This is a genomic window from Caulifigura coniformis (genome assembly GCF_007745175.1).
GTDB classification, from domain to species: Bacteria; Planctomycetota; Planctomycetia; order Planctomycetales; family Planctomycetaceae; genus Caulifigura; species Caulifigura coniformis.
This window is the reverse complement of sequence record NZ_CP036271.1, coordinates 864,859-882,423: the sequence shown is the minus strand read 5'-3', so window position 1 is coordinate 882,423 and position 17,565 is coordinate 864,859. Positions and strand designations below refer to the sequence as shown.

The following is a 17,565-nucleotide window of genomic DNA, read 5'->3' as shown; positions in this document are numbered from 1 at the left end:
GCGCTCGCCTGCGGAAGCCGGGCTTCTGTCACGAGCCGATGGCGATCGCGAACACAGCCAGGATGGCCATCCACACGAAGCCCAGCAGGTGCCAGAACCACGCGCACACGGTCACGCCCCAATGGTACTCGTGGTCGTAGCGGTCGGCGATGGAACGCGAGAGCACGACCGAGATGAAGAGCGTCGCCACGAAGAAGTGCATCACGTGCAGGCCGGCCAGCGTCATCACGAGCGGCCGGACTCCCAGCGACGTTTCCGTCGGAGACCTTGTCGCCGGCGTCATTCCCAGGAGACCATACGACTGGATTCCCATGAACAGTGCGGCGAGCACAGCGGTGACTTTGAGCCACCCGCGAAACTCGGGCTGACGCTCCATGCAGACAAAGTGCAGAGCGCGATTCATGGCGATGCTGCCGGCGAGAAGAAGCAGCGTGCTGACACCGAACGCGACCGGAAACTGCAGGGAATCGCCGGGACTGGGGTGGCCGAAGAGACGCAGGCAACCGGCAAAGATTCCCAGGCTGGACGTGACGATCAGTCCCAGGATGAACGCCGCGCGCTGCGCATCGCGAAGGCGGCCCACGGCATGACGATCTGGGATCGGCGGCGTTGCGGCGGGAGGCGTGCGGGGCAGGCGGTCCGTCATTCGCAATTCGACCGGGAAAGGTCTCTGGCTTCCACGCACCGGCAGGGGGCCGGGTACGGGACGCGTCCCGACGGCACGAACCGGTACTCCTGCAAACTGTCACTGGAGTATAGTCGCCATCACCTTTGGCCTGTCTCCCGGATCCACTGATCGCAGAACTGATGCCCGCCTCGCCACGCCCCGTCGCCTTGATCACCGGCAGCACCCGCGGAATCGGGCTGGGGATCGCTCGCAGGCTCGCCAGCGATGGATACGACATCGGGCTCAACGGGGTCCGGCCCGAGGCAGATGCGCAGGAGGCGATCCGCGAGATCACGTCGCAGGGAGCCGCGGTCGCCTACGCGCGGGGGGACGTCAGTTCGGCAGCCGACCGGACATCAATGCTCGAGGCCGTGCGATCACGATTCGGAAGGCTCGACGTCCTGATCAACAACGCCGGCATCACTTCGCCCGGACGAAAAGACATCCTCAACGAAGCGGACGAGGAATCGTTCGATCGAGTGATGGGCGTGAACCTCAAAGGCCCGTTCTTTCTGACTCAGGCCGCCGCCCGCTGGATGGTCGAACAACGGCAGGCCGATCAGGGTTTTCAGGGCTGCATCATCAACGTCTCGTCCGTGTCGGCCGAGTTCGTCTCGACCAATCGGGGCGACTACTGTCTGTCGAAGGCGGCGACGCGGATGGCGACCTGGCTGTGGGCCACCCGGATGGCCGAATTCGGCATTCCCGTTTATGAAATCCAGCCTGGCGTGATCCGCAGCGACATGACGTCGGGGGTGACGGAGAAATACGACCGGCTGATCGCCGGAGGGCTGACTCTCGATCGCCGGTGGGGTGAGCCGGACGACGTCGGCCGGGCGGTTGCGGCCCTCGTCCGCGGAGACATCCCGTATGCGACGGGACAGGTTCTGAAGATCGACGGCGGGATGACGATCCGGACGTTGTGAGCCGCGGAATCGCGACACCCAGGAACTGCTGAAGAATCGACGACACCATGAACAGACGAAATCTTCCCCTCGCGATCTTCTTTGCAACCGCCGTGTGGATCACGGGAGGGCTCCCGGCCATGGGGCAGCAGACTGCACTCAAGGAGACAGGCTGGAGCGAACTGCCGTCCATTCCCGATCCACTCGGCGTGGCGGGGCCCTTCGTCGGAGTGAGCAACGAAAGGCTGATCGTTGCGGGCGGGGCCAACTTCGCAGAGGGGAAACGGCCGTGGGCCGGCGGAGTGAAGACCTGGCGCGACGCCATCTATGTGCTCGACGACGCCGAGGGAGCCTGGCGGACGTGCATGACGACGTTGCCCCGTCCCCTGGGATACGGCGTCTCGATTTCGACTCCTGAAGGTCTCTGGTGCATCGGCGGGAGCGACGCAAACCGGCACTCCGCCGAGGTGTTTCTCCTGCAGACCGACGACCAGGACGTGCGCGTCATCGCACAGCCGTCGCTCCCGATGCCGCTGGCCAACAGTGCGGGAGCGCTGGTGGGATCGAAGATCGTGGTCGCAGGCGGGATTGAATCTCCGACATCGACGCAGGCAGTGAACAAGGTCTTTGTACTCGACACGGCCGCGCCGCCCGCCGCACGGCAATGGAAGACTCTCGCGGGCCGGTCAGGGGCCGGACGCATGCTGGCGACCGCAGGAGCTCAGGGGAACGACTTCTATCTGTTCGGGGGAGTCAGCCTGCAGGCCGATGCGAAGGGGGCGCCCGAACGGATCAAGCCGTTTCTCAAGGAGGCGTGGCGACTGCGGTTTGAGGAAGACGGAGGCACGACATGGAAGCGTCTGGCCGATCTTCCGGCACCGCGTGTTGCATGTCCCACTCCCGCGCCGCTTGTGACCGATAGCAGGTTGCTGGTGATCAGCGGCGATGATGGGTCGCTGAGCGCCGCGGAAGAGGATCGTCACCCGGGGTTCGAGACGACCGTCTTCTCGTACAACATCGCGAAGGACGAATGGCGGCCCGAGCAGCCGATCGTCCGCTGGAACGGATCGGACCCGGCAACGAAGCCCTGGGATTGTGTCTGGCCTCCGGTCACCACCGGATCGGCCTTCTGGCAGGGCCTGATCGTCATTCCAAGCGGCGAGATCCGGCCAGGTGTCCGAACGCGCCGCGTGCTCACCGCTGGATCGGAGATCCTCGACTGATCGGGCGCGCGGCAGGGCAACGGCTACTTCGACACGACTGCGAAATCATAGACGTTGTCGCCCGGTTCGACCTTTGCCGTCAGGTTGGATTCCGAGTTGGCCGTCTTCGGGAACTGCTCCGGCATCCCCTTGTCGGTGACCTTGCCGTGGTCATCCTGAATGGCTTTCCGGAATTTGGTGATCCGCACCTGGTGGTCGCCCAGCAGCGCCCCCATGCGATCGCCGATGTACTTCAGTTCGTATTTCCCTTCGGTATCGGTGAGGGCCGTCGAACTGCGGCCACCTTTCACCGGTTCGAAATAGATCATGGCCCCCTCGACGGGTCGGCCATCGAGGGTCACGACACCGGTCACCGACCCGATGTCCGGGCCGTCGGCGCCGCATCCAGAGATGACGAACCCGAGGAGAGCAGCGAGCGAAAGAATTGAGCGCTTCATGATGTCGACCTGTTCCGGACGGGCGGGCGCCGCGCCTGATGCGCAGCGGCAAGTCCCGCGGCTCCGGTCATGCGGAATGGATTGATGACCCGGTCACAGCGATTGGAAAATCGGCCAGGCGCACTGTTCCGCGCGCCCGGCCGGGCAGGTTCACGTTCAGAATTCGCCGACGGGCAGGCCATCGCTGACATTCATGACCAGTTCGTAGAGCGAATCAGTCGCTCCGCCGATCTTGTGATCGATGTTTTCACTGACGAAGCGAACCGAGCCGTCGCCGGCGAGGAAATGGGCGCCTCCGGTGTGGACGCTGGAGAAGCCCTGCCGCCCGTCGACGTCGTTGCAAGCGGTGCCGCAGGTGGCGATTTCATTCATATCGGGCTTTCCGCCGGCGACGACAGAGATGAAGCCGTCGACGTAGCTGGGGCTATGCTCGATGTCGGCATTCCCATTGTGCCCGTAAACGTTGGCCGCACCGATTTCGACGCCGGCGAGTTTCCAGGCCCGCTCGCCGATCATCAACGTGTTGCTCGTGCCGTCCGTCATGTCGCGGATGCCGCGCTTGCCGATCTTGTTCCCCTGAACATTCGTCGCGGGAACAAAGGTGCCGTTGGTATCGAGACGGTCCACGTCCCCAGCGCTGCTCACGCCCACGTAGTTCGACATCGCCACGGCCTTCCGCTGGGCAGCGGTTCCGGACCTGTCGTTGATCGGGTAGTGCGTGTTCAGTGTGGGTCCGGTATCGGACGCGCACCGGAACACCGGGATCGGCGTCTGGAGGATTGTGAGCAGGGCCGGAACCTTCACGGCGTCGTGGAGACGCAGGCCGCCGGGGGCCAACTGGTTGTAGGCAGGCGCCTGGTCGATGTACGGAAAGAGGAAGACGGCCCAGCCGTAGCTGGCGTGGAGATTCTCGTCACCTCCCTGGATTTCGTGGTCGTAGCTCACGCCCGGAAACATGTTGAAGGCGTCGTGGTAGTTGTGCATCGCCAGCCCGAGCTGTTTGAGGCTGTTGCGGCACTGGGTGCGTCGCGCGGCTTCGCGGGCCTGCTGGACCGCGGGGAGCAGCAGTGCGATGAGGATCGCGATGATGGCGATGACGACGAGCAACTCGATAAGGGTGAACCCCCGGACTTTGTGCCGGCCGTTCGACAGTGGCAGCTTCATGAGAACACGCTCCAGACCAATGAAGGAAAACAACAAAACGCACTCGCCAGGAATTCCTGAGACGAAGCGCGATGCAGATCACGCAGGAAGTGGAGAAACAGAACTCAGACGTGCAGTCGCGGACGCTTCTTCATTAAGCCTGCCTCGCGAGTTGAGCGGGCGGGTTGCGGAAGCGGATCATCAGCCAGAGACAGGGAGGTCACGCGGCGACCTCAAAAATCACACTACGTCAGCCCGGAGGCTGGTCAACGGTCAATTAGAACTGGGACTACCGCGAAAGAAAAGGAGATTTGCACAAAAGAGCGGGTCGCGGCGCATTATGCCGCGAGAGGGGTGAATACCCAGTTCGATTTTGCGGCGCTCACGCGAGTGACTCGACGCAAGCCCCCCTGAGCGGCTTGGACGATCAAGACCACCGCTGACAATGAAAACGAACGCCGACGCCAGGTCGCGGAGGGGCAGTACTACGCCTCTTCCCGCATCAACGAGACGCGTTCGTGCGTGGACGCGGCGTAGTGGTTGAGTTCAATCACCGGAACGCGAATGCGCGCTCCCGTCAGCAGGTCTTTCAGACCGAACTCTCCATGCTCCAGGTCGTCATCGCGCTCAAGCTGAGAACGGCCGACCAGACGCTGCACGAAGTCTTCGGCGTTGACCACGCCGGAACCCAGTTCCGTAACGGGCAGAGAAACGGAAGTCATAAAGAACCGTCGTCGTGACCACAAAGCGGTTCGCCTGCGTCCCTGGAAAGCGACTGCGAGAATTGACCTTGCCGAATCATCCCACGGCAACCGGCTGCATCACACCGCTGAAAAGACAAGAAGGTGAACGGACTACCATTCCTTCACGGGCGAATTATAGAGCCCGGCCCCCTCGGCCCGCCAGTGACCAACGCCCGGTGTTAGGGTTTCCAGAATGCACGACAACTGGCAATTCAGGGTTTTCCTTGGTATCACACGGCGACGAAACATCTCACCGTCTGCCATCGGGTGCGGACGGAAGCGCCGCAATTTGAGGGGGAGGCAGCATGTCGTTCTACGTTGGTGAGTCGCTCGTCGGTGAAGGCAATGAAGTTGCGCACATCGACCTGCTGATCGGTGACAAGTCGGGCCCCGTCGGCGTCGCGTTCGCAAACGCCCTCGCCAACCAGTCGGCCGGCCACAGCAACCTGCTGGCGGTGCTGACGCCCAATCTGGCGGTCAAGCCGTCGACCGTCATGATCACCAAGGTGACGATCAAGGGGGCGAAGCAGGCGGTCCAGATGTTTGGCCCGGCCCAGTACGCCGTCGCCAAGGCCGTCGCCGACAGCGTCGCCGAAGGCGTGATCCCGAAGGATCAGTGCGAAAAGCTCTGCATCGTCTGCGGCGTGTTCATCCACTGGGAAGCCGCCGACGACAAGAAGATCTACGAGTACAACTACAAGGCCACCAAGGAATCCATCGCCCGCGCTCTGAAGGGCGAGCCCAAGGCGGACGAAGTCACCGCCCAGAAAGAAACGGCCAAGCACCCGTTCTCCGGCGTCTAAGCCATTGGCCTGAAGAACTGACAGTGAGCCCGGAAGCTGCTTCCGGGCTTTTTTCGTGCGCCCACGTTGCCGCAGGGCGGATCACTTTGGGACTCGCCCCGCCCCAATCCATACTCGCCAAAGCACTTCCGAGTACCGAGTTCCGGCCCTCCCGCGCAACCGCCCCCGTCATGATGGAGGACCTATGAACACAACTACCGTCACCCTGTCGTCACACACCCCGGCCCGGCCGGATCCCTGTCCGCACCACCCACGCTCTCCCGATCCCTCCGTAAGACTTCACGGGGAAGAAAGAGGGCGAGGAGTACAGTACCACCCACACAACGCGCCCTCCTTGCTCCCCTCGGCGTCAAACACTCCGCAGTGTTCCCAATCCCCGCCCGAGCCTGCGTATTGCCGCCGGATCCTTTTTCCCGCCTTCGGCAGTCGATATCGTGGCGAGCTTCCCAATCCGCACCACCTTCCCAACAGTGAACTGCCGTGGCCGAAGCCCTCGCCAACTTCAAACGCAAGCACGACTTTCTGGTCGCCATCGACTCGGACGGCTGCGTGTTCGACAGCATGGAGATCAAGCACAAGGAGTGCTTCATCCCGAACTACATCAAGCATTTCGGCCTGCAGGCGATCTCCAAGTACGCCCGCGAGACGTGCGAGTTCATCAACCTGTACTCCAAGGACCGTGGCGCCAACCGCTTCCCGGCCTACATCAAGGCCCTCGATCTCCTGGCCCGCCGGCCGGAAGTGCAGGCCCGCGGCTTCAAGCTCCCCGCGATGAACGGCGTTCGCGAATGGCTCAAGCGCGAAACCAAGCTCTCCAGCGGCACGGTGAAGGCCGAGGCCGAAAAGACCAACGATCCGGACCTCAAGACCGCCTCCGCCTGGTCGACGGCCGTCGACGCGACCGTGAAAGACCTCGTCCACGACGTCCCGCCGTTCCCGGGCGTTCGTGAGGCTCTCGAGAAGCTGTTCCCGCAGGCCGATCTGATCGTCTGCTCCGCGACGCCCACGCCGGCCCTCCAGAAGGAATGGGCCGAGCACAAGCTCGATGGCCACATCGCCGAAATCTGCGGCCAGGAAGTCGGCAGCAAAGCCGAAATCCTCGCCAAGGCCAGGACCTTCGGCTACGACACGTCGAAGATCCTGATGATGGGCGACGCCCCCGGCGACATGAAGGCCGCCAAGACCAATGGCGTCCTCTACTTCCCCATCAACCCCAACCACGAAGACGGAAGCTGGGCCGAGTTCAACAAGGCCGGAATGGACCGCTTCCTCAAGGGCACTTTCGCCGGCGACTACGAAGCGAAACTCATCGCCGAGTTCGAGAAGTACCTCCCGGCTGATCCCAGCTGGCCGGTTGCGTAAGTCACGCCGGACGGCGCCGGGCTCATGAGGCCCGGCGTCGCCGTGTCGCGGCCCGGCGTCTGCTGTAGCTGGCCCCTGCTGCGATCCCACCGCCCTGCTCTTCGGCGGCTTTTCTCGGAATTCCGCAAAGGATTCCTGGCTCTCGACTTGCCTCGCTTCCGGGCCCGTCTGTCGCCCAACGTCTTTCGGCGCAAATTGTAAGTCCCGGCTGATCCGCTGGTAGTAACAGCAGGACCGCACGGATTGGCATCTGGCGGACGCGACTGGTGACGCGCCCGGCCGACACGCAAACGGCGTCCGCCCCCGGAGACAACAATGATTCTGAACGATTCAAACGCGCACCGAGCGTCGGACGTGCGTCTGCGGGTGTGGCGATGGCTGGCAGGGATTGGCCCATCTTCGGGCCTCCTGGGGCGGGGCTCGCACCGAGTATCGCGTCTTTCGGGCGTTCTGGATCCGACAGCGGCCCGCGAAGTGAATCGCATGGCGATCGAGTCGGCGATGCAGGCCGGGTACTCGGGATTCGTGCAAGTAGCCCCTGGCGTGTCGCCGACGGGTACGCCTCCTGCCTATGATTCCGACCATCATGTGTCGCCGCTGCCTACGCCGGCGGCCGGGCGACCTGCATTGGCGGGAGAGTCTCGTGGAAATTCAGGATTCACCTCTGACTCGAGCGAGCCTGTTGATTCGGCTACGCGACCGGTCGGACCAGCCGGCATGGAATGAGTTCGTGACCATCTACGGCCCGGTCATCTATGGATTCGCGCGTCGCAGGGGGCTGCAGGACGCGGACGCTGCTGACGCGATGCAGGATGTGCTGCGGTCGGTGACGTCGGCGATCCAGAAGCTGGACTACGACCCGCGTCAGGGCCGCTTCCGTGGCTGGCTGTTCACGTTGACGCGGAACCGCGTCCTGACGCTGCTGTCGTCGCGCAATGGAAAGCCGCGGGCGACTGGCGACTCGAACGTCCAGTCGCTGCTGAGTGCTCAACCCGATCGCGGCGGCACGCTCGAAGACGAGTGGGAAGTCGACTACCAGCGAAGCCTGACCGCCGTGGTGCTCGAGGAGCTGCAGAACGAATTCAACGAAAGAATCTGGTCCGCATTCTGGCAGACGGCCGTGGAAGATCGGCCGGTTCCCGAAGTGGCCCGGTCGCTAGGCATGTCCGCAGGGTCGGTGTACGTCGCGAAAAGCCGCGTGCTGGCCCGGGCCCGCGAGGCCGTCCAGCGCCGCCTGAATGAAGACCTGGAGGCGAACTCATGAAAGCCCAGACCACCTGCCCGCCGAAAGAGGCGCTGGAAGAACTGCTGAACGACTCGTCTGTGGAGACACCGCAGTCGGACGTCGTTGAGCATGTGGGGGAATGCTCGGGCTGCCAGCAGCGACTGGAGATGCTGGCCGACTCGCAATCCCGCATCATCGAACTGGTTCAGCACATCGACAAAACGATGCCGGCCAGCGAATCGGCGTACTGGCCCGCGCTCAAGGCCGCACAGCAATTGGAGGATCCGGCCCTGCAGCAGACGTTTGTCCCGACCTCGACTCCAACGCCTCCGGCGACCGGCGACGGGCTTGAATTCCTGGAACCTTCAGACGACCCGGCGTTCCTCGGGCGTCTCGGTCATTTCGACATCACCCGCCTCATCGGACGCGGCGGCATGGGCCTGGTGTTCGAGGCGCATGACAAGTATCTGCATCGCACCGTGGCCCTGAAGGTGCTTGATCCCCAGCTGGCGAACGATGAAGTCTCGCGGCAGCGGTTCTGCCGCGAGGCCCGGTCGGCCGCCGCGATTTCGCACGACCATGTCGTCTCGGTCTACCAGGTTGAGAAGATGGCCGACGGCAAGCTGCCGTTCCTGGTGATGCAGCTGATCCAGGGGGAGACGCTCGAGAAGAAGCTCGCCCGCGATGGAAAGCTTCCACTGCTCGAGATCCTGCGGATCGGGCTGCAGACATCGGCCGGCCTGGCGGCCGCTCACGCGCAGGGGGTGATCCACCGCGATCTCAAGCCGAGCAACATCCTGCTCGACTCGACGACCGGGCGCGCGAAACTGACCGATTTCGGCCTGGCCCGCTGCATCGAAGACCTGTCGATCACGCGGACGGGGTTTGTGGCTGGCACGCCGCTCTACATGTCTCCCGAGCAGGCGCTGGGTGAGCCGCTCGATGAGCGCTCAGATCTGTTCAGTCTGGGGGCTGTGCTTTACGAGATGGCGACGGGGCGCCCCCCGTTCCGCGGTGCGACTCCACTCGCCGTACTCAAGCAGATCACCGACCGGCCCGCGTCGTCGGCGCGTTCGCTCAATCCGGACATTCCCGCCTGGCTGAACGACATGATTCAGCAGTTACTGGCGAAGAGGCCGGATCAGCGACCGATTTCGGCGGCGGTCGTCGCCGAAGAACTCGCGAAGCGACTGTCAGCCTTCGAGCCGGTCTCGCCGGTTCAGATTCCCGCGGTCCATACCACCGGCGCGTGTGAAACGGTGATGCGGCAGCATCGTCGCAGCCGCTGGCTGGCGATGACGGCCGGAATGGCGATGGGCGCCGTCGTGATGATGGGGCTCGTCTGGGCCTTTCAGAAAGGAAGAACAGTTCCGCCTGCTGAGCCAAGCCGTGAAGTCGGTCCTTCGGCGCTCGCGACGCTCTCCGGCAACTCCGGTCCCATCTGGTCGGTTGCGTTCACTCCGGACGGCAAGGACCTGATGACCGCCGTGGAGAACGGGACGGTGAAAGTCTGGGATGTCGACAAGCGCGAGCCTGACTCGACACTCACTGTTCACGAAGGGGCCACCTGGGCGGCGTCCGTGTCATCCGACGGACAACTGCTGGCGACGGGACACGACGATGGGTCCGTTCACATCGTTGATCTCAACTCAGACCAGATCGTTCGCACCTTCAAGGCCGAAGGTCCGGTGCGGACGCTGAAGTTCGCGCCGGCAGGCCATGTGGTCGCCGTCGGGACCCGCACGGGCCACCTCGATCTGTGGAACGCCGATTCGGGCGAGAAGACGAAATCGTTCCTGGGGCACAAGGGGATTATTACCCACGTTGCCTTCTCGCATGACGGCGCGACCCTGGGATCCGCGGGTGGTGATTCCACCGCCCGGATCTGGAACGTCCAGACGGGACGAGAGCGAACCGAACTTCAGGGGCACACCGGGGGGGTCTACGGCATCGCGTTCTCAGCCGACAACTCGCTGGTCGCGACCGGCGGCTGGGATCGTGCCGTCCGGATCTGGGACAGCGCGTCCGGAAAGCCGATGGGGACTCTCGAAGGTCATACCTCCGATGTCTGGGCCGTCGCATTCGCTCCCAAGGGACATCTGCTCGCCTCCGTGGGCGAGGACCGCGATGTCCGGTTGTGGGATGCCCGCCACCTCAAATCCCTGCCGACGCTCGTCGGACACACGGGAACGATCTACACCCTGACGTTTTCAAACGACGGCCTCCTCGCGACGGCCGGACGCGAAGGTCAGGTCAAGCTCTGGAAGCCGGACTTGATCGACTGAGGGCGCGGCGAAGCGTGACTCATTGGCCCAGCCCGCGGGCGACGACGATAGCGTCGACTGCTTCGGCTCCGAGGTCTCGCAGGACACGCGCGACACGATCGGCCGTCGTTCCCGTGGTGAGGACGTCGTCAACCACGAGGAAACGGCCGCCGGTCAGCCGGATGCCTGAACAGGGCCGGAAGGCGTTGTTCAGGTTCGACCGTCTGGCGGTGGCGCTGAGCGTTGACTGCTGCGCGGTCAACCGCGCCTTGCGGACCAGGTCGGTATGAACCGGGACACGCAGATGCTTCGAAAGTCGCCTCGCCATTGTGATCGGCACGAGCTGCGTTCTTCCGAGTCGCTGTCGCCAGTGATGGGGCACCGGAACAATCGCGTGGTACTGGCCGGAAACGAGATTCTCTCCCCAGGTCCGGGCGAGTTCTCCGGCGAGCGCGGCGGCAAGCGGATCGGTTCCAGCGCGCTTCATCCTCAGGCAAGCGTCGCGAAGGGCATCGGCATACGGGCCGAGAGACCAGACACGTCGAAATGCCCATCGGTCGCGTCGACAGTGAATGCAACCGGCCTGCGTATCAATATGGGGGCCAACCGGCGCGCTGCAGCGTTCACAGCGATCGACAATCGCGGGAACCAGGGATTGACGGCAGCCGTCGCACAATTGTGACCCGGCCGATGCCGGCATCCCCCGCCGGCATAAGGCGCAGCCGGGGGGATAAAACAAATCCCGGCCGGCGAGAGACCAGTCGCGAACCAGCCGCCCGGAGGAACGGAAGACGCGTCGGAGGATTGGCCCGCCCATACTCCCCCTCTCTCAAGGTTCTTCGTCCTCGCCCTGCTCTCCGTTCTCTTCGTCTTCCGCCGGAGGATTCGTCGCCGCGGCATGTGCGGCCGAGGCCCGCATGTCGGCGGTCAGCGCTGCGTCGTTGCCCGCAATCTCTCCATCCTCAGCGTTCAGGAGTTGCAGCGAGAATTCGCGTGCGACATCGAGCACGAGCCGACGGAAGCTGTCGGAGGGCGTCCTGAGATCGAAACGCGCCAGGAATTGTGGCGGCGTATGGTCGACCCAGAAGTCGATGCGATCCCCCTCGGCATCGCCCCACAGCAGTAGTTTGGAAGTCGGAGACTTCAGAACGGGCAGGTCGCGCGACAGGCGGGCCTTGAGCGGACCGGAGTCCAACGGACCAGTCGCTACCAGGAACAGATCGTAATGCCACGCAGCCATATCACTCTCATCCACGGAACCAAAAAAACACCTTCGCACAGCCGTAGGGGCATCGCAAGGACTTCGTGAGTCCAGAGCTTAAAGACCGGGTGAAGAGAACCGCTCGAACCTCCCGTTCCGAATCGGCCGCAGGTAGTCTCATGTCATGGGTCGACCTGAGCCGCTCCCGGGAGATCGAAATGAGTCGTTCAAGCATCGGTTCGAGGTTCTCGGCACACGAGTTGTCGCGGCGGGACTGGCTCGCCATCACTGCGGGAGGCCTCGCAACCTTCGCGATTCCTGTCACGACAGGAGCAGCCAGTCTCCCGGCCGACGTCAGGAAGTCTGTCGCCACTTATCTGGAAACGCTTGTGCGTCCGGATGGGGGCTTCGCCTGGGACGACCAGCCGACGTCTCATCTCTCGCCAACGTATGCGGCCCTCGGGTGCTACCAGATTCTGGGTGTGGCGCCGCCGGAACCGAAGAAGCATGCGGACTTTGTTCGCCGGAATCACCCGGCCTCGTGGAAGAAACTCGAGCAGGAGCATCGCGAGTTCGACCAGATGCAGATTCAGTCTCTGCTGTGGCTGAGTGAGGACGTTTCGGAGTTCCGAGAGCGCGTCGCTTCCTGGAAGAAGCCGGTCGGTTACCTGAAGCAGTATGAAAAGCATGGATACCCGGTCTTCCGCCACCAGTTGACGGCATTCACCTGCCGCAAGCTGCTGGGCCTGCCGATGGATGAAATCGACCCGGAATTCATCGAGTATCTCGACAGTCGCCGCCGCCCGAACGGCAGCTTCGGCAATACACCGGCCAGCGACGGCAGCGACGGCAACATCCTCAACACGTTCTGGGGGCTGCAGGCACTGGATATTCTCGGGAGGCTGGGCGAGAACCGAACGGCTGCGGTGGCGTGGGTGCTCTCATGCGGTTTCGGGCTGCATCAGCCCGATGCGAAGTTCGCCCAACAGCGTGACCTGGCTTACACGTGGGCCGCGATTCGCTGCCTCGAACTGCTGAAAGAGGATGTCAGCGAGATTGGAACCGTGGCGCGGATGATTCGGCTTCGTCAAAACGATGATGGCGGATTCTCGGACCGGCCGGGCTGGTTTTCGAACGCCGTGGCGACCTACTACGCGCTCGACTCGCTGAGAGCCTTCCAGAAATTCGAGCCGCTTCCCAGGTCCCGCCCGGTTCCCCAGACAGAGGCTCTTCCTGCCGACCTCAAAGTCTTCACGATCCAGATCGAGGCACACGGACAGGGGAGCCCAACGGAAGCGGTCGAACTGGCAAGGTCGCTGAAGATTCATCTGTGGGGCGCCAAGAACGCAAAGGCGCCCTGGCTGAAGAAGGCCCAGGAAACCGCCAACCGCGAGAAAGTTCCGGTGACCTTCTTCGTCGCCAACGAGGAATACGGCACGTGGGTCGACTTCCCGGGTATGGGAACCTACAGCCACACCAGCGACATCATTGCGCCGGCCGGCGCTGACATTGGTCCCTCGCTCGCGAACGCCGGCGTGGTGACGTGGGACGAGTATCGAGAGAAGCGACTGAAACCACTGGAAGAGGCCGGCGGAAGAGTCCTCTGGCAATTCGGCGAGAATGAAGAACTCGTCCGACTGTTGCTGGACGACTCCATTGAACGTGGGGGCTTCGCAGCGATCAGCACGTTCCACTTCGGCAATCCCGACTTCACCAACAGCGAGCCCTTTCTCAAGCGCTATCGCGGCCAGTTGCCATTCGTCGGACTGCAGGATGCGCATGGAACGGAGCCGTGGTGGTTCAGCGACATGACGACCGGATTCCGGACGCTGTTCCTGGCACGGGAACCGACGTGGGAGGGCTGGCTGGAGTCGATGAAGAACCAGTGGGTCGTCGCGGTCCGTAAGGACGCAGTCACCAACGGAGCCCTGCGGATGCATGGGGGCAGCGACGCGGCTGTCGAGTTCGTCAAAGCGCGCGAGGCAGACTGGCGGTGGTGGGAAAACCCGGAGATCTCCCGGCCGCTGATCTCGCTGGTTGCCATCCGCCCGGAGGACGTGGACGAAGTCGGACGTCCGGAACATGGAATCGCATTGCGGATCCGCTGCGCCTGGGTGAACACGACCCAGGGGCAGCCGAAGACTCCGCTGGTCGATTTCGAGGCGCTGACGGTCGACGGCCAGCCGGTGATGCCGGAGAAAATCGAGTTGAGAAAGGGACGTGGCCCGGGGCTGAGCGACGTGTATTACCGCTGGGTCGACGAAGCAATGCCCAGCGGCGTCCGCACGGCGCAAGTTGTTGGCAGAGTAAGAGAAACGGGAGACAAAGTAACCCGCTCCCTGCGATTCTGACGGTCCCTGACCGCGGGCGTGCCCCTTTTCGCAACCCGTCCGCCGGGCTAAACTTGCCGCCGGTCAGGTTGCTGTGAATTGGTTCTGGAATCAGTTTGGACGTCGTTCCGGCCGATATGGTCAGTGGACGGCGTGCCGTCATTGTGACCGCGTTCCGCTTGTGAACCGCGGGTAGAGACACCGGAGAAGTGGAAAATGCGCAGACGTGTCGTCGTCACGGGCATGGGAGTCGTCACGCCGATCGGGAAAACCGTCGACGCCATGTGGAAGGCCCTCCAGGAAGGGAAGAGCGGGATCGACTACATCACGCACTTCGATGCGTCGCACTTTCCGACGAAGTTCGCGGCCGAAGTGAAGGGCTATGACCTCGCGGACTACATCCCGAACCCGGACCGCTTCGAGTTCGCCGGACGGAACATTCGTTACGCCATTGGCGCGGCCGTCCAGGCGGTGAAAGACTCGGGCGTGAGCGATCAGTCGGTCGATCCTCGCCGTTTCGGAATCTACCTGGGCGCTGGTGAAGGCCAGCAGGATTTCAACCTTTTCATGACGCTCATCGCCGAGGCCCAGCGGAATGGCGAGTTCGACATGGAGACCTTCACCCGCCGCGGTCTCGAAGAGTTGAACCCGAAGGTGGAAATCGAGCAGGAGCCAAACATGCCGGCTGGCCACCTGGCCAGTCTGTTCAACGCCCAGGGGCCGAACCTGAACTGTCTGACGGCATGTGCTGCTTCGAGCCAGGCCATCGGGGAAGCGACCGAGATCATCCGCCAGGGGGAGGCCGACGTGATGCTGTCGGGCGGCGCTCACAGCATGATTCATCCGTTCGGAGTGACGGGCTTCAACCTGCTGACCGCCCTTTCGACGCACAACGAAGCGCCGCGCAAGGCATCGCGTCCGTTCGACCGTGATCGCGATGGCTTCGTGCTCGGCGAAGGGGCCGGCATCCTGGTGCTCGAGGAACTCGAGCACGCGCTGAAGCGGAACGCTCCGATCTATGGCGAGATCCTGGGATACGGGTCCACCGCGGACGCCTACCGTATCACGGACATCCATCCGGACGGCCGCGGCGCGACCGCGTGCATCAAGATGGCCCTGAACGACGCTCAGATCAACGCGACCGACATCGACTACATCAACGCCCACGGCACGAGCACAGCCGTGAACGACAAGGTCGAAACGCTGTCGATCAAGCAGGCCCTCGGCGACCACGCCTACAAGACGCCGGTGTCAAGCACCAAGAGCATGATGGGACACCTGATCGCGGCAGCCGGCTGTGCCGAAGCGATCGTCTGCCTGAAGACGATCAAGGACGGCATCCTGCCGCCGACGATCAACTACGAGACGCCCGACCCGGACTGCGACCTGGACTACATCCCCAATGAAGCCCGGCAGGGAAAGGTGACGCGGGCGCTGTCGAACAGCTTCGGTTTCGGCGGCCAGAATGTGTCCCTGATCTTTTCCGCCTACAAGGGTTGAGGAAGCTGGGCAGAGATGACGGCCGCGCCGCATTGCAGCGGAGGCCGCGCAGTCTGCCTGACTGCTGAAACTCTCAAGCGTCGAATCGCCGCCGTCCGATGCCAGCCATCGGACGGCGGTCTTCATTTCGGGGGCCGGGTGACCGGCGGCATTTTCTGCCGGTCGCGTCCCTGAAAGGTTCGTCGTGGCGCTGCTGGTCCTGAAGATCGCGGGCGCGATCGTGCTGCTCGATATTCTCGTGCAGGCGGGGTTCGCCCGCGCCATCATCTCGCACTTTGAACGGAAGCCGAAACTCCGCGCCCGCGCGTACCCGCCCCGCCGCGACGCCGAACGCTTCTCCGTCGCCAGTGTGGACGGCCCGCTCCTGCGAGGCAGCGTGCTCCGAGCCACCGGCCGGTCGACCGACGGCGTCATCGTCTTCTGTCACGAGTTCGGCGGAAGTCGCTGGTCGTTTCAGGGGCACTGCGCCGACCATGTGACCGAACGACACGACCTCGTCACGTTCGACTTCCGGAACCACGGTGAGAGCGATCACGACCGCCGCTACACTCCCTGTCATTGGCTGACCCGCTTCGAAGTCCATGATGTCGAAGCGGTCCTCGAGTGGGTCGCCACGCGGCCGGAATGGCGGGGCCTGCCGGTCACGCTGGTGGGCGTAAGTCGTGGAGCGAATGCCGCGCTCGCCGCCGCTGCGGGGAGCAGCGTCCACGGAGTGGTCGCCGTCGGCGCGTTCTCCACGCTCGACCTGGCCATGCATCACCTCATGGCCGGAATCCGTCGCCTGGTTCCCGCCATCCTCGCAGTCCCGCTGTGGCATATCCGCAGCACGCTCCGGCTGGCGATCGCCTGGAGCGGGCTCAGGCAGCGAGTGCGGTTCGTGCCGGTGGAACAATCAGTCCAGCAACTCGGCGGCCGCCCGGTGCTGATGCTGGCGGGAGGAGACGACTCGCACGTGCCGGAGTCGTTCCAGAGGCTGCTGGCCGATCGGATCCCCCAAGCAACGTTCTGGACGGTTCCCGGCGGACGCCACAACCTCGAGCGCGACGCCTCGCCGGAAGAGTTCGATGACCGCGTCCGCGGCTTTCTGACGGCCGTAACCGGCGATCCGGCCCCTTCAGCCTCGCGCGAACTTGCGTCCGCCGCCTAGTGTCGGCCAGTCTGTCCGCCGCCGTTTGCCGCCGTTTGCCGGCCGCCAGTCATCTGACCCCATCAAGGCAGAACCGTGACCAGTTCGCTCCCGGATGAGCTTGTGTTTGACGAAGAGAACGGCGGGGACGTCGCCATCGTCGACCAGTCGACGATCGACGCGTTTGGCCAGCCGGCCGAATCGCAGCTGGTGCAGGCACTGAGAAAAAACGGAGGATTCGCCCTTTCGGCCGTCGCGCGCATGGCCGACCGGCCGGTGGCGCATGTCGGCTACAGCCCGCTCAAGGTCGGCGGCGTCGCAGGTCAACCGCCGGTGTTGTCGCTCGCGCCGGTGTCCGTTGCGCCCCAGCTGCAGCGACGCGGAGTTGGCACCGCACTCATCCACTGGTCGCTCGGCCGACTTCGGGAGCGTGGCTTCCCCGCGGTGATCGTCCTGGGCGAGCCGGCGTTCTACCGGCGGTTCGGCTTCCAGACCGCTGCCAACTCGGGAATCGAATGCCCGTTCGATGTCCCGGCCGAATACTTCATGGCGCTCGAACTGCAGCCCGCAGCCCTCGCCGCAATCACCGGCCTCGTCGAATATCGCCCCGAGTTCACTGCCGTCACGTAGCGACGC

The 17,565-nt window shown here is 63.8% G+C and carries 16 protein-coding genes and 1 pseudogene; 10 read left to right on the top strand and 7 right to left on the bottom strand.

What is annotated here, in order from left to right:
- Positions 1–28: 28 nt before the first annotated feature.
- Entirely contained in the window at positions 29–646 is a 618-nt protein-coding gene (locus tag Pan44_RS03525; RefSeq protein WP_145027300.1) for a cytochrome c oxidase subunit 3, read from the bottom strand.
- Positions 647–807: 161 nt separating this feature from the next.
- Here Pan44_RS03525 and Pan44_RS03520 point away from each other — a divergent pair, with 161 nt between their 5' ends.
- Positions 808–1,593, top strand: a complete 786-nt coding sequence (locus Pan44_RS03520) for a 3-ketoacyl-ACP reductase (RefSeq protein ID WP_145027298.1) — start codon at positions 808–810, stop codon at positions 1,591–1,593.
- A 47-nt stretch (positions 1,594–1,640) separates the two neighbouring features.
- A complete protein-coding gene (locus tag Pan44_RS03515; RefSeq protein ID WP_145027296.1) occupies positions 1,641–2,795 on the top strand; it encodes a galactose oxidase in 1,155 nt (384 codons plus the stop codon).
- Between the two features lie 23 nt (positions 2,796–2,818).
- On the opposite strand, the gene Pan44_RS03510 is transcribed toward Pan44_RS03515, so the two are convergent.
- From Pan44_RS03510 to Pan44_RS03500, 3 genes are all read right to left on the bottom strand, one after another.
- Positions 2,819–3,232: a transthyretin-like family protein gene (locus Pan44_RS03510; RefSeq protein ID WP_145027294.1), complete on the bottom strand. Its 414-nt coding sequence runs from the start codon at positions 3,230–3,232 to the stop codon at positions 2,819–2,821.
- 156 nt (positions 3,233–3,388) lie between these two features.
- Complete coding sequence (locus Pan44_RS03505; protein WP_145027292.1) at positions 3,389–4,396, bottom strand: DUF1559 domain-containing protein; 1,008 nt, start codon at positions 4,394–4,396, stop codon at positions 3,389–3,391.
- 464 nt (positions 4,397–4,860) lie between these two features.
- Complete coding sequence (locus Pan44_RS03500) at positions 4,861–5,097, bottom strand: hypothetical protein (RefSeq protein ID WP_145027290.1); 237 nt, start codon at positions 5,095–5,097, stop codon at positions 4,861–4,863.
- A gap of 326 nt (positions 5,098–5,423) precedes the next feature.
- Here Pan44_RS03500 and fae point away from each other — a divergent pair, with 326 nt between their 5' ends.
- From fae to Pan44_RS03480, 4 genes are all read left to right on the top strand, one after another.
- Positions 5,424–5,921 carry a formaldehyde-activating enzyme gene (gene fae, locus Pan44_RS03495; RefSeq protein WP_145027288.1) on the top strand — a complete coding sequence of 166 codons (498 nt, stop codon included), beginning with the start codon at positions 5,424–5,426 and terminating at the stop codon, positions 5,919–5,921.
- A 480-nt stretch (positions 5,922–6,401) separates the two neighbouring features.
- Complete coding sequence (locus Pan44_RS03490; RefSeq protein ID WP_231754216.1) at positions 6,402–7,283, top strand: HAD family hydrolase; 882 nt, start codon at positions 6,402–6,404, stop codon at positions 7,281–7,283.
- 682 nt (positions 7,284–7,965) lie between these two features.
- A complete protein-coding gene (locus Pan44_RS03485) occupies positions 7,966–8,547 on the top strand; it encodes an RNA polymerase sigma factor (protein ID WP_231754215.1) in 582 nt (193 codons plus the stop codon).
- Positions 8,544–10,793, top strand: coding sequence for a WD40 repeat domain-containing serine/threonine protein kinase (locus tag Pan44_RS03480; RefSeq protein WP_145027284.1), 2,250 nt, complete (start codon positions 8,544–8,546; stop codon positions 10,791–10,793). Before Pan44_RS03485 ends, Pan44_RS03480 begins: the two co-directional genes overlap by 4 nt.
- A gap of 19 nt (positions 10,794–10,812) precedes the next feature.
- Here the strand turns inward: Pan44_RS03480 and Pan44_RS27225 are convergent, their stop codons facing one another.
- From Pan44_RS27225 to Pan44_RS03470, 3 genes and pseudogenes are all read right to left on the bottom strand, one after another.
- Complete coding sequence (locus tag Pan44_RS27225; RefSeq protein ID WP_197453812.1) at positions 10,813–11,259, bottom strand: ComF family protein; 447 nt, start codon at positions 11,257–11,259, stop codon at positions 10,813–10,815.
- A gap of 90 nt (positions 11,260–11,349) precedes the next feature.
- Positions 11,350–11,589, bottom strand: a pseudogene (locus Pan44_RS28185) (double zinc ribbon domain-containing protein); the annotation flags it as partial.
- A 12-nt stretch (positions 11,590–11,601) separates the two neighbouring features.
- Positions 11,602–12,012, bottom strand: a complete 411-nt coding sequence (locus Pan44_RS03470; RefSeq protein ID WP_145027280.1) for a hypothetical protein — start codon at positions 12,010–12,012, stop codon at positions 11,602–11,604.
- Positions 12,013–12,191: 179 nt separating this feature from the next.
- Between Pan44_RS03470 and Pan44_RS03465 the strand changes: the two genes are divergently transcribed.
- The 4 genes from Pan44_RS03465 (at position 12,192) to Pan44_RS03450 (ending at position 17,559) form a co-directional block, all read left to right on the top strand.
- Positions 12,192–14,324: a prenyltransferase/squalene oxidase repeat-containing protein gene (locus tag Pan44_RS03465; RefSeq protein ID WP_197453811.1), complete on the top strand. Its 2,133-nt coding sequence runs from the start codon at positions 12,192–12,194 to the stop codon at positions 14,322–14,324.
- Positions 14,325–14,519: 195 nt separating this feature from the next.
- Positions 14,520–15,803 (top strand): beta-ketoacyl-ACP synthase II, encoded by a 1,284-nt coding sequence (gene fabF / locus Pan44_RS03460; RefSeq protein ID WP_145027276.1) that lies wholly within the window; start codon positions 14,520–14,522, stop codon positions 15,801–15,803.
- Positions 15,804–15,987: 184 nt separating this feature from the next.
- Entirely contained in the window at positions 15,988–16,950 is a 963-nt protein-coding gene (locus Pan44_RS03455; RefSeq protein ID WP_145027274.1) for an alpha/beta hydrolase, read from the top strand.
- Positions 16,951–17,025: 75 nt separating this feature from the next.
- Entirely contained in the window at positions 17,026–17,559 is a 534-nt protein-coding gene (locus Pan44_RS03450) for a GNAT family N-acetyltransferase (protein WP_145027272.1), read from the top strand.
- Positions 17,560–17,565: the final 6 nt, after the last annotated feature.

What these genes read in the sequence shown, in the direction of transcription:
- fae (WP_145027288.1), top strand. Translation starts at nt 5,424, where the DNA reads ATGTCGTTCTACGTTGGTGAGTCGCTCGTCGGTGAAGGCAATGAAGTT.
- Pan44_RS03480 (WP_145027284.1), top strand. Translation starts at nt 8,544, where the DNA reads ATGAAAGCCCAGACCACCTGCCCGCCGAAAGAGGCGCTGGAAGAACTG.
- Pan44_RS03500 (WP_145027290.1), bottom strand. Translation starts at nt 5,097, where the DNA reads ATGACTTCCGTTTCTCTGCCCGTTACGGAACTGGGTTCCGGCGTGGTC.
- Pan44_RS03515 (WP_145027296.1), top strand. Translation starts at nt 1,641, where the DNA reads ATGAACAGACGAAATCTTCCCCTCGCGATCTTCTTTGCAACCGCCGTG.
- Pan44_RS03510 (WP_145027294.1), bottom strand. Translation starts at nt 3,232, where the DNA reads ATGAAGCGCTCAATTCTTTCGCTCGCTGCTCTCCTCGGGTTCGTCATC.
- Pan44_RS03465 (WP_197453811.1), top strand. Translation starts at nt 12,192, where the DNA reads ATGAGTCGTTCAAGCATCGGTTCGAGGTTCTCGGCACACGAGTTGTCG.
- Pan44_RS03470 (WP_145027280.1), bottom strand. Translation starts at nt 12,012, where the DNA reads ATGGCTGCGTGGCATTACGATCTGTTCCTGGTAGCGACTGGTCCGTTG.
- Pan44_RS03520 (WP_145027298.1), top strand. Translation starts at nt 808, where the DNA reads ATGCCCGCCTCGCCACGCCCCGTCGCCTTGATCACCGGCAGCACCCGC.
- fabF (WP_145027276.1), top strand. Translation starts at nt 14,520, where the DNA reads ATGCGCAGACGTGTCGTCGTCACGGGCATGGGAGTCGTCACGCCGATC.
- Pan44_RS03525 (WP_145027300.1), bottom strand. Translation starts at nt 646, where the DNA reads ATGACGGACCGCCTGCCCCGCACGCCTCCCGCCGCAACGCCGCCGATC.
- Pan44_RS27225 (WP_197453812.1), bottom strand. Translation starts at nt 11,259, where the DNA reads ATGAAGCGCGCTGGAACCGATCCGCTTGCCGCCGCGCTCGCCGGAGAA.
- Pan44_RS03505 (WP_145027292.1), bottom strand. Translation starts at nt 4,396, where the DNA reads ATGAAGCTGCCACTGTCGAACGGCCGGCACAAAGTCCGGGGGTTCACC.